This is a genomic window from Nitrosomonas sp. (genome assembly GCF_019752415.1).
Taxonomy (GTDB): domain Bacteria; phylum Pseudomonadota; class Gammaproteobacteria; order Burkholderiales; family Nitrosomonadaceae; genus Nitrosomonas.
This window is the reverse complement of sequence record NZ_JAIEME010000085.1, coordinates 1-10,893: the sequence shown is the minus strand read 5'-3', so window position 1 is coordinate 10,893 and position 10,893 is coordinate 1. Positions and strand designations below refer to the sequence as shown.

Genomic DNA, 10,893 nt, shown 5'->3' with positions numbered 1-10,893 from the left:
TGCTACAGAGCCTTAATAAACTCTCTTTGCTCAGTGCGTATATTTTTAGTGCCCGGCTGAAACAAGAACGGTGCCAGTGATTGCACATAGCTTGCTCCCATATTACCTTCCAATTTATTATGCCTGTCTCTCGAACCAGGAAGCAACTTAGTTATGAATCCGTTGGAACAAATCTCATCTGCTTCTCAGGCTTTCCGGGAAGAAAAGGCGTAGGTTTTCCGTTCACCCAATTCGCATGTCCACTACCATAATAGGGAGAAAGCGGGTGCCCGCTTTGCCCACCCGGCATATCCAGATAGCCTTGCTCTTCTTTACCGGGGGCGACTACCGAACGTTGTGAAGCGCCAAAATCAGGAGTTTGGACACGCGGCATATTGTGATCGCCGGGTAGCGGATCTCTTGGCATATCAAGCCATCTTGCAATCCATTCGGGAAGTTTCTGACTGAGTGGGTGCCGGATACGTGCTGCATTCACTTCGCCCCAGTTCCGTTCAGTAATGCTGCCATCCTGTTGCATTTGCGCTGCGATTCTCTGGGCAGAAAGATAGAGTAGCTCTTCCCAGTTTTTATAGGTTGCTGGAAGCAGATGCTGGGGCCGCTGTTCGATCAATTGCCATGTAATCGACTCCGCCTGACTGAGTCGAGGCAACTTAAATGCAGCATCATTTTGTCTGACGTGTGCAGCAAACCCATCAAGGATAGTCTTCATAACCTCATAGCGATATGCGCGTACTGCCAGATAGGCAATAGAATTTGAGGATGCTTGTTCGTCCCAGTCTTTTAATGCTTTTTCCATATCAGAAACCCATGGCAGAGCGTTGTCAGCTGAATCCAGTGTTGTTGTCAGCAATTGATACCACTTCGATAATAATAGTGCGCGATGGTCCAATTGGATTGCTAGTAGGTCTTCAATAGTGAATTGCTCGCGCGCAAATAAACTGTCGCGAATTTGCGTTGCCCTCGCGCCTAGATCGTAACCGCCATTGCCTATAAGTTCTAACTGATTGCCGGAAACGGTGCGCGAATTGGCTGACCATAGCCGATGCGAAGCGGGATTAGTAATCAGCGGGTATTGCTCTGGATTTAGCCAGCCATCCCAGCCGGTATTAGGGTTAGTCCAATCAGCAGGCAACTGCGGATCATAGTTGCCGGATCGGGCAGGAATGCGCCCGGCAAGCGTCCAACTGATATTGCCACTGCGATCGCCGACAATAAAATTTTGTACCGGGATGCCGGTTAGTTGAGCAATTTTTACCGCTTGCTCGGCGGTGTTTACTTGCTCCAGTTCAATTAATTTAAGATTAATTGCTTCGGGCTTAAGTGCCGTCCAGACAAGCGCCAATGGGGTTTTATCATGATCTTTTGCCATGATTGGCCCCCATTCGGTTTCAGAAATATTGAGTATTTTTGCCGGAGCATTACGGACATAAATTATCTCTTGAATCATATTGATTGGCTTCCAACCTGCTGAACCAAGATAGCGTGTTTTATCGTTTTCATCGAAATTTATCCGCACCCAATCGGAAAAATCACCGTAACTATTGGTAAAACTCCACGCAATATGGCGGTTTGAGCCGATAATAATGGATGGCACACCTGGTAGGCTGATGCCGGTAATGTCATGAAGCTGGCCTGGAGATGCATCGGAAGGATAAATAAGCCGTGACCGGAACCATAAATTAGGTACGCGTAATGTCAAATGCATATCGTTGGCTACCATGGCAGATCCACCGGCTAATGTGCCGGAAACCGCAAAACTATTACTGCCTGGTGTCTGCTCAGTGCTTAAGTGATCGTCTTTGAATAAATGCTCATCCAAGTCTTGCAGATTAATGTCCGTTACTGACGGAAGTTCCGGCAATACAGAAGGTTCATCGATGAGTGGTGCATCCCAACTCCCTGAGTGCGTTGTCAGAAATTGATAAACTGGATCGGATAGTGATGCGCGCATGCTGGATAGTTTCAATTCACGATAAATATTTGACTCATTTAGGGTGAAGAACATGGCATATATCACCAGAATGCTGTCTTCATTCCGCCATGCGATAGGTTGAGTTTGTGCCAGTAAGTAAGGGAACGGGCGTACGGTTAGTGTAGAGATGCCTTTGTTAACACCAAGCTGGTAAGCATCGAGTAATTGCCGTTGTTCCACTGGAAGTTGATTCAATACTGCTGCCGCGCGTGCACGCATGCGAAATGGACGTGCCTTGCGATCATGTGTGAGTGCGGCGGTACCAAATAATTCAGACAGTTCACCCGCAGCTTGCCTGCGCATTAAATCCATTTCAAAGAATCGTTCTTGGGCATGAATGTAGCCCATAGCCATCGTCAGATCCAATCTATTTCCACCGGTTATGGTGACACTGCCTAGCTCATCTCTGTCGACAAATACAGGAGCGGATAATCCAGGAAGCGCTGTTGTCCCGTCATATTGAGGCAAGCTGCCTCGTAGTAACAAAGTTGCTATAACGATTAATATGCAAGCGATGAACAGACTTGTCATCAGAAAGTAACGAGTGAAACGTAAAGTAATCTGCATAGCCGCAAAGGTAATCGAGAAATCTTTAAAACGCAATCATGAGTGTGTTTCGGACTAAAAATATCAATCTGTGTGGTTTTTCAGTAACTCTCTGATAGCTTGTGAAATATAAAGCTATTACTGCTGCTTCAGCAATAAGGGGGATGATTACTTCTTTATTCCTTATATTGAATTTGGGCATTCGCAATGATAATTCATTTGTAGAATTTTGGAGCTTGTCATGGCTGAAGACAGTGATTTAGAAAAGACCGAAGAAGCCACGCCGAAGCGCTTGGAAAAAGCGCGAGAGGAAGGCCAAGTCGCACGTTCTCTGGAACTTACCACATTTTCCGTAATGCTGGTAGCCGCTGCTGGGTTATTGTTCATGGGTGCTGACATGATGGATAAGCTCATGAGGATTATGAAAGCAGGCATGCAAATGGAACGTGATTTGGCGTTTCAAACAGACCTCATGCTTAATCGTTTGTATGAACTTGCTTTTGAAGGTTTGATATCGATAGCACCCATATTATTTTTGCTTCTGGTTGTGGCTTTTTTTGCTCCGATGTTATTAAGCGGTTGGATGTTCAGCACCAAGGCACTTATGCCTAAATTTGATCGTATTAATCCCTTTAAAGGTTTGGGCCGGATTTTTTCCGTGAACAGCTTGGTCGAGCTGGTGAAAGCTATCCTCAAAACGATTGTGATTGGCGGTGTTGCGGCACTGGTCATTTGGCACAATAAAGAGGCTGTGATGGCACTGTTGGCCGTACCGGTCCATTTAGGCATCAGCCGTACTGGTGATTTTCTGGCGATGAGTTTTCTATTGATCGTTGGCGCCATGATGCTGGTTGTCGTGATCGATGTGCCATACAAAATCTGGGAGCATGCGAAACAACTGCGGATGACTAAGGAAGAAATTCGCAAAGAGAATAAAGATAGCGAAGGCGATCCGTTTGTTAAAGCCCGTATTCGTGGCTTACAACGTGAAGCTGCTCGTCGCCGCATGATGTCTGAGATCCCTAAAGCGGATGTGATAGTGACTAATCCGACGCATTATGCCGTGGCGCTTCGTTATCAGAGTAACAGCATGAGGGCACCCAAAGTGGTTGCCAAAGGCGTGCATTTACTGGCTGCACGAATTCGTGAGGTTGCCGAAGCGCATCGCATACCTATTCTCGAAGCACCGCCACTTGCACGGGCTTTGTATCATCACGCGGAATTGGAAAGTGAAATACCGGAAAAACTCTATACCGCAGTTGCTGAAGTATTGGCCTATGTCTTTCAGTTAAGACGTTATAACGAATATGGCGGGGCGGCACCTAAGCCACCAGTTGATGTTCTGGTACCTGCTGAACTCGATCCGGCACAGCAGGCGGTTTAAAAGATTCCAGCATGGTTTTTTATTTTAAGCAGATTTATTAAAGGTTTTTATTACACATACTATGAATAACGCGGCCACATTGTCATCCTTAACAGACATCAATAATCTCAAGACCCTTGCCGGTCCGATACTGATTATTATGATTCTGGCTATGATGGTGTTGCCATTGCCGCCATTCATACTGGATTTTCTATTTACCTTCAATATTGCAATATCCATTATTGTACTTATGGTGAGTCTTTACACCAAGAATCCGCTTGATTTTGCAGTATTCCCTACAATACTTTTGATCACAACTTTATTAAGGTTATCGCTCAATATCGCTTCAACTCGGGTGGTATTGCTGGAGGGGCATACGGGACCTGATGCAGCCGGCAAAGTGATCGAAGCTTTCGGGCATTTTCTGGTTGGGGGAAATTATACCGTTGGGATAATTGTATTTATTATTCTGGTCATTATCAATTTCGTGGTGATTACCAAAGGTGCCGGACGTATCGCGGAAGTCAGTGCGCGCTTTACACTTGATGCGATGCCGGGTAAGCAAATGGCTATTGACGCCGATTTGAATGCAGGATTGATTGGCGAAGATGAGGCTCGCAAGCGTCGATCTGATATTTCTCAAGAAGCTGACTTTTATGGATCGATGGATGGTGCCAGCAAGTTTGTGCGGGGTGATGCCATCGCGGGCATATTGATTATGCTCATTACCATCATAGGTGGATTGCTTGTCGGTGTTCTTCAGCATGATTTGGAATTAGGTGCAGCAGCAAAGCAATATACGATGTTGACCATCGGTGATGGTTTGGTTGGACAAATTCCTGCGCTGATTATTTCAACAGCAGCAGGTTTGGTTGTGAGTCGTGTGACCACCGATGAAGATTTGGGAGAGCAAGTCTTAAGTCAATTATTTAATCAACCGCAAGTATTAGTGATAACGGCTTGCATTATGGGCATTATGGGATTAGTGCCTGGTATGCCAAATTTTGTATTCTTGTTTATTGCTTCTATTTTAGGCGCGATAGCTTATTTAAAGATAAAAAACACAGTTACTCCAATCATCGCGTCAAATGCGCCAGAAATACCTATCATAGAAAAAGTAGATGCAAGCTGGGATGATGTGACGCCCATTGATACGCTGGGCCTAGAAGTTGGCTATCGATTGATTCCTCTGGTAGACAAAGCGCAACAAGGGGATTTATTAAAAAGAATAAATGGCATACGTAGAAAATTTGCGCAGGAAATCGGCTTTTTACCACCCGTGATACACATCCGGGATAACTTGGAGTTGCGGCCAAATGCCTATCGCATCACACTAAAAGGCTCGGTAATTGGCCAGGGCGAATCTTATTCCGGTATGTATTTAGCGATTAATCCTGGGCGCGTCACTATGCAGTTACCAGGTACGGTGACCAGTGATCCGGCATTTGGGCTGCCCGCTGTATGGATTGAAGCTACTTTGCGTGAACAAGCACAAATCAATGGTTACACTGTTGTTGATACCAGTACTGTCGTAACTACGCATATCAACCATTTGATTCACTCGCATGCTGCCGAATTACTGGGCAGGCAGGAATTGCAGAAACTCCTTGATCATCTTAGTGTGCAATTTCCGAAGCTTATTGAAGATCTGGTTCCGAAATTATTGCCGCTATCGACTGTGCAGAAAGTTTTGCACAATTTACTGGAAGAAAGTGTGCATATCCGGGATATGCGTACCATCATCGATGTGCTGACTGAACATGCAGCACAGATACAAGATGCGATTGAATTAACTGCGATTATAAGATCGGCTTTGGGTCGGGCAATCGTGGATCAGTTTTTCCCCGCTGGAGCAGAGGTGCAAGTGATGAGCTTACATCATGAATTGGAAAATATACTTCTTCAAGTGATGCAGTCTGGCGGTGTTCAAGGCACAGGGATTGAGCCTGGACTTGCCGACACGCTGTTAAAAGAAGCTCGTAGCGCTGCACTACAACAAGAAAAACTTGGACTACCTATTGTACTACTGGTGCCAGGGGCTATCCGTTTCTTACTGGCGAAATTTTTACGCCGCGCATTACCTCAGTTAAGAGTGCTTTCTCATTCAGAAATTCCGGATTCACGAAAAATCAAAATCACTTCCCTTGTTGGAGGTAACAAATGAAAGTAAAACGCTATATCGCTTCCACATCACGAGAAGCATTACGTCAGGTTAAAGAAGAGCTTGGAGTTGATGCCGTCATTTTATCGAACAGGAAGACCAGGGATGGTGTTGAGATCATGGCATTGGCGGATTCTGAGATGTCAGACCTGATGCATACCCAGACGCCAGCAACTTTGCCGTCGCATGATAAAGCTCACTACGGGCAACATAAAGAGCCGAGTGGAACTAGTTCCTATTCAACGCTATTGTCTTTAGCAAGTGAATCAGTAAATGCCCAGAAAGCATCGAATGATGTGGTGTCCGAATCATTCGCCCGCGACATTATTGCTGAGATACAGGCGATGAAAAATACATTGGAAGATCAGCTAGCTTCTGTCGCATGGGGAAACTTTGCACAGCGTAGGCCAGAAAAAATAAAACTGTTACGCACCTTGCTGGATACAGGGTTTAGCCCGCTATTATCACGCCGATTAGTCGATAGGCTACCTGTAGAACTTGATTATAAACAAAGCCTAAAGCAAGCAATATCTGCGTTGGCTTTTAATCTGCGTACAGTTGCCAATGATGACATCATCGAGAAAGGTGGTGTTTTTGCATTAATCGGTCCCACTGGTGTTGGCAAAACCACGACTACTGCAAAACTGGCAGCGCGATGTGTAATCCGGCATGGTGCAGACAAAGTCGCGTTACTGACTACCGATAGTTATCGCATTGGTGGACATGAACAGCTCAGAATCTATGGGCAATTATTGGGTATTCCTGTTCGTAATATCAAAGATACCGAAGATTTGCAATTAACCTTGTCGGAGCTGAAAAACAAACATATGGTGTTGATCGATACGGTGGGTATGAGTCAGCGTGATCATATGGTTGCGGAGCAGATTGCGATGCTGAGTAATTGTGGCGCAGATGTAAAACGCTTGCTCATTTTAAGCGCTGCATCGAATGGAAAAACACTGGATGAAGTGATTTCTGCTCACCAGAAGAACGGTATTTACGGTTGTATCATTACAAAAATCGATGAAGCTGCTAGTTTAGGTGTGGTTTTGGATGTTGTTATACGCAGAAAATTAGCGCTGCATTATGTCGCAAATGGACAAAAGGTCCCAGAAGATATTCACGCAGCTAATCCGCGCTATCTGTTGCACCGTGTTTTTGGATCGATTCCGGGCGATTCTGCTTTTACATTGCGGGATGCAGAATTCGCTTTAATTATGGCAACCAAGAATGGTGGAACGCCATCACAGGCAGAGGAAAAGTCATTGGCAGGGTTTACCTATGACTAGATTGATTCTACAGGATCAAGCTGCAGGGTTACGCAATCTGACATTATTTCAGGCACCTAATTCAGCGCGTGTTATAACAATTGCAGGCGGAACAGCACGGATCGGAAAAACCAGCGTTGTGGTGAATCTTGCCTCTGCATTAGCCCAAAATGGTCAACGTGTGCTATTGATTGATGAGAATCCTTGTCATAACAGTATCTGCACAAATTTAGGTCTGCAGGGGCGCTTTGATTTACTTCACGTGATCCATAAAGATAAGAGGTTGGATCAAGTGCTTTTACAAGGCCCGGAAAATGTCGTCATATTATCAGCCATGCGCGGCATTCATGCATTAAACAAGCTGAATCCACTTGAGCAGGATTGGCTCGTTAAGAGTTTTGCGGAGCTTACCGAATCTGTTGATATTGTGCTGATTGATACCGCAATGACGGGCACAACCCATGTCCTACCTTTAAGTCTAGCTTCAGAACAAGTCATGATCGTGATTTCTGGCTCAGCCGCATCCCTTACGGGAGCGTATGTGTTGATTAAAATCATGAGCCAGGAGTATAGCAAACAGCATTTCCTTATTCTTGTGAATAAAGTTGATTCAGAAACAGAATCACTGTCTATTTATCAGAATTTATACAAAGTAGCGCGTCAATATCTGTCAGTAACTCTGGAATATATTGGTTATATCCAAAGTGATGAAAAATTACGTAATTCAACGCAATTATGCAGGCCAGTTCTTGAAGCATTCCCGGCTTCACAAGCCGCGCTATGTTTTGAACAGCTAGCTAGGAATGTTTTGCGCTCTTCATGCCCAGATAAATACAACGGAGGAGTCGATAATTTCATGCAGCGATTGATTCGGACAAGCCATCTTAGCATGGCAAATTTTATGGTGTAATTAACTATGTATACTGAGACAGGAACTAAAGCAATTGATAAAGCACAGTTTATTACTGAATTTACGCCATTGGTAAAACGCATCGCTTATCACATGATGACTCGATTGCCAGCGAGTGTGCAAGTTGATGACCTTATTCAAGCAGGGATGATGGGTTTGCTTGATGCAATCAATCGCTATGAAGGTTCGTATGGCCGGCAATTTGAGAGTTATGCGGCACAGCGCATACGCGGCTCCATCTTAGATGAACTTCGCGAAGCAGATTGGTTGCCGCGCAGCATACGCAAGAAAATGCGGCGTATTGAGGCTGCTGTTAATTTGTTAGAGCAGCGTCAAGGTTGTGCACCTAGCGAACAAGATCTGGCTAAGGAGTTGGATATGTCTCTTGATGAATACCATGAGACTTTGCAAAGTGCGCGGGGTGCTCAATTAATTTATTATGAAGATTTTCAGCAGGATGATGAAGAGCCATTTTTGGATCGCTTATTTATTGATTCTGAAGGCGACCCGTTAAATGTACTGTTGGATGAGAATTTCCGGAATCAGCTGATTACAGCGATTAATAATCTTCCTCCCCGGGAAAAACAGGTAATGGGGATGCATTACGAACAAGAAATGAATTTAAGGGAAATTGGTGAAGTGCTTGGTGTGAGTGAATCCAGGGTTTGTCAGCTGCATACGCAAGCTGTCGCACGTTTACGCAGCCGTTTAAGAAATCTTTGAGATGTCATGGGAATTATCCAGTGCCGTTAAATGGATTCTGTGATGAATAAAAAATCAAAGATGGATTTAAATAGTGTAATAGGGATTCTGTTAGCTTTTATTGCAATCATTGGCGGGCAGATTCTCGAAGGCGGTCATGTTGGTTCCTTACTGCAAGTCGCGGCTTTTTTGATTGTCATGGGCGGTACGGTTGGAGCAGTTTTGCTACAAAGCCCAGTAAAAGTTTTTCTCAACGGCATCAGAATGAGTGTGTGGGTATTTTTTCCGCCAATTAATTCTCCACAAACTTTAATTAAACAGATTATCAATTGGGCTCATATATCACGCAAAGAAGGATTGTTGGCACTTGAAACGCATGTGCCGATTGTAAAGGATCCTTTGACAAAGAAAGGACTGCAGCTGCTGGCTGATGGGAGTACGCCGGAGAAATTACGTGAAGTTCTGGAGATTGATATATTGGCTTTTGAAGCGCACCAACGTCAATCTGCCCGGATCTGGGAAGCGGCGGGTGGTTATGCACCGACAATCGGTATATTAGGTGCTGTGCTGGGATTGATTCATGTTATGGAGAATTTATCCGATCCTGAGCTTCTGGGGAGTGGTATTGCCGTCGCCTTTGTCGCAACAATATACGGTGTTGGTTTAGCCAATTTGATTTTTTTGCCAATAGCAAATAAGTTAAAAAGTATTATTAATGAGCATGTGGTTATGCAAGAAATACTGGTTGATGGGTTTGTTGCCATCGCCAATGGTGAAAATCCCCGGCTAATTGAAAACCGTTTGAAAGGTTATTTTGTTTAAATTGCGCCTGCAATATCCAGTTATCAAATGATTTTTTGAATAGTTAGTTCATGTTAAAGAAAAGAAAGCAGGAAAATGAAGAGCATGCAGATAATCATGAACGTTGGCTTGTTTCATATGCTGATTTCATTACGCTGTTATTTGCTTTTTTTATTGTAATGTATGCAGTTTCATCGGTTAACGAGGGTAAGTATCGTGTTTTGAGTTCTTCATTGGTCAGTGCTTTTAAAAACGATAATTCATCCAATCTGGCCCCGCCACAAGCTACAGACTTTTCTCCTATCAGTATCCAGCAATCAAATCAAACAGACTCAATCAAACTAATCGATAATCTAAGTTCTCAGAAAACGAAGAAGCAAGAAAAAATGAAAAGTATGGCAAAAAATATTCTTCATGCGTTGGAACCCTTAGTAAAGGATGGGCAGGTACGAGTAACACAAAGTTCTTTAGGGATAACTGTTGAAATCAATGCTAGTGTCCTTTTTTCACCAGGGCAAGCTAAACTTGCAGACAATTCAAGCTTGACATTACAAGCAGTAGCCCACGTTATCAAGGGACACGAGCATGAGATTCATGTCGAAGGGCATACGGATAATTTACCCATCCAGACAGAAAATTTTCCATCAAATTGGGAATTATCTTCTGCACGTGCAAGTAGTGTGATCAGGTTATTCACAGAAAATGGCGTTGAAGCGCATCGTCTTACAGCATTAGGCTATGGCGAAAATAGGCCAATAGAAACTAATGAAACACCTGAAGGTAGAAAACGAAATCGCCGGGTAACGGTTATGATTATGTCAACTGATCCTGATAAAGTAACTGAAATTCCAATTGTTGAGTATTAACATGAAATATGAAGTATTATTAATTGAAACATAAAGATAACCAAGGTAATCGAGTTTAAATTATTCCTATAATGTGGAGCAAATAATCATTATCCCAACCAGACTCTAATCGTTTTATTTTTACACCGACTCTTGTATTTCTTCTTTATTTATCAGGATTAAATCAATACGTCTGATAGCGGTAAGATTGGCTGTACTATGGTTTTTGCATGTTTAGTTGCTATCTTTTGTTGACGCCGGTCGGAAATTGACCAGAAAAGCCTGATTGTACCGGTTGAAAATTGACCAGGTAATTTCACGTATC

The 10,893-nt window shown here is 43.8% G+C and carries 8 protein-coding genes; 7 read left to right on the top strand and 1 reads right to left on the bottom strand.

Going from position 1 to position 10,893, the window contains the following annotated elements; all coding sequences use genetic code 11:
* Positions 1 to 151 precede the first annotated feature (151 nt).
* Positions 152 to 2,575: a penicillin acylase family protein gene (locus K2P83_RS12435; RefSeq protein ID WP_292929647.1), complete on the bottom strand. Its 2,424-nt coding sequence runs from the start codon at positions 2,573 to 2,575 to the stop codon at positions 152 to 154.
* Between the two features lie 184 nt (positions 2,576 to 2,759).
* Here K2P83_RS12435 and flhB point away from each other — a divergent pair, with 184 nt between their 5' ends.
* From flhB to motD, 7 genes are all read left to right on the top strand, one after another.
* Positions 2,760 to 3,902 (top strand): flagellar biosynthesis protein FlhB, encoded by a 1,143-nt coding sequence (flhB, locus tag K2P83_RS12430; RefSeq protein ID WP_292929645.1) that lies wholly within the window; start codon positions 2,760 to 2,762, stop codon positions 3,900 to 3,902.
* 61 nt (positions 3,903 to 3,963) lie between these two features.
* Positions 3,964 to 6,045 (top strand): flagellar biosynthesis protein FlhA, encoded by a 2,082-nt coding sequence (flhA, locus tag K2P83_RS12425; protein ID WP_292929643.1) that lies wholly within the window; start codon positions 3,964 to 3,966, stop codon positions 6,043 to 6,045.
* Complete coding sequence (flhF, locus tag K2P83_RS12420; protein WP_292929641.1) at positions 6,042 to 7,331, top strand: flagellar biosynthesis protein FlhF; 1,290 nt, start codon at positions 6,042 to 6,044, stop codon at positions 7,329 to 7,331. Before flhA ends, flhF begins: the two co-directional genes overlap by 4 nt.
* Positions 7,324 to 8,220: an AAA family ATPase gene (locus tag K2P83_RS12415; protein WP_292929639.1), complete on the top strand. Its 897-nt coding sequence runs from the start codon at positions 7,324 to 7,326 to the stop codon at positions 8,218 to 8,220. Before flhF ends, K2P83_RS12415 begins: the two co-directional genes overlap by 8 nt.
* A 6-nt stretch (positions 8,221 to 8,226) precedes the next feature.
* Complete coding sequence (locus tag K2P83_RS12410) at positions 8,227 to 8,943, top strand: RNA polymerase sigma factor FliA (RefSeq protein WP_292929637.1); 717 nt, start codon at positions 8,227 to 8,229, stop codon at positions 8,941 to 8,943.
* A 60-nt stretch (positions 8,944 to 9,003) separates the two neighbouring features.
* Positions 9,004 to 9,744, top strand: coding sequence for a flagellar motor protein (locus tag K2P83_RS12405; protein WP_363279599.1), 741 nt, complete (start codon positions 9,004 to 9,006; stop codon positions 9,742 to 9,744).
* 50 nt (positions 9,745 to 9,794) lie between these two features.
* Entirely contained in the window at positions 9,795 to 10,589 is a 795-nt protein-coding gene (gene motD, locus K2P83_RS12400; protein WP_292929633.1) for a flagellar motor protein MotD, read from the top strand.
* The last annotated feature ends 304 nt before the right edge of the window (positions 10,590 to 10,893 follow it).

What these genes read in the sequence shown, in the direction of transcription:
- flhB (WP_292929645.1), top strand. Translation starts at nt 2,760, where the DNA reads ATGGCTGAAGACAGTGATTTAGAAAAGACCGAAGAAGCCACGCCGAAG.
- flhA (WP_292929643.1), top strand. Translation starts at nt 3,964, where the DNA reads ATGAATAACGCGGCCACATTGTCATCCTTAACAGACATCAATAATCTC.
- flhF (WP_292929641.1), top strand. Translation starts at nt 6,042, where the DNA reads ATGAAAGTAAAACGCTATATCGCTTCCACATCACGAGAAGCATTACGT.
- K2P83_RS12415 (WP_292929639.1), top strand. Translation starts at nt 7,324, where the DNA reads ATGACTAGATTGATTCTACAGGATCAAGCTGCAGGGTTACGCAATCTG.
- K2P83_RS12410 (WP_292929637.1), top strand. Translation starts at nt 8,227, where the DNA reads ATGTATACTGAGACAGGAACTAAAGCAATTGATAAAGCACAGTTTATT.
- K2P83_RS12405 (WP_363279599.1), top strand. Translation starts at nt 9,004, where the DNA reads ATGGATTTAAATAGTGTAATAGGGATTCTGTTAGCTTTTATTGCAATC.
- motD (WP_292929633.1), top strand. Translation starts at nt 9,795, where the DNA reads ATGTTAAAGAAAAGAAAGCAGGAAAATGAAGAGCATGCAGATAATCAT.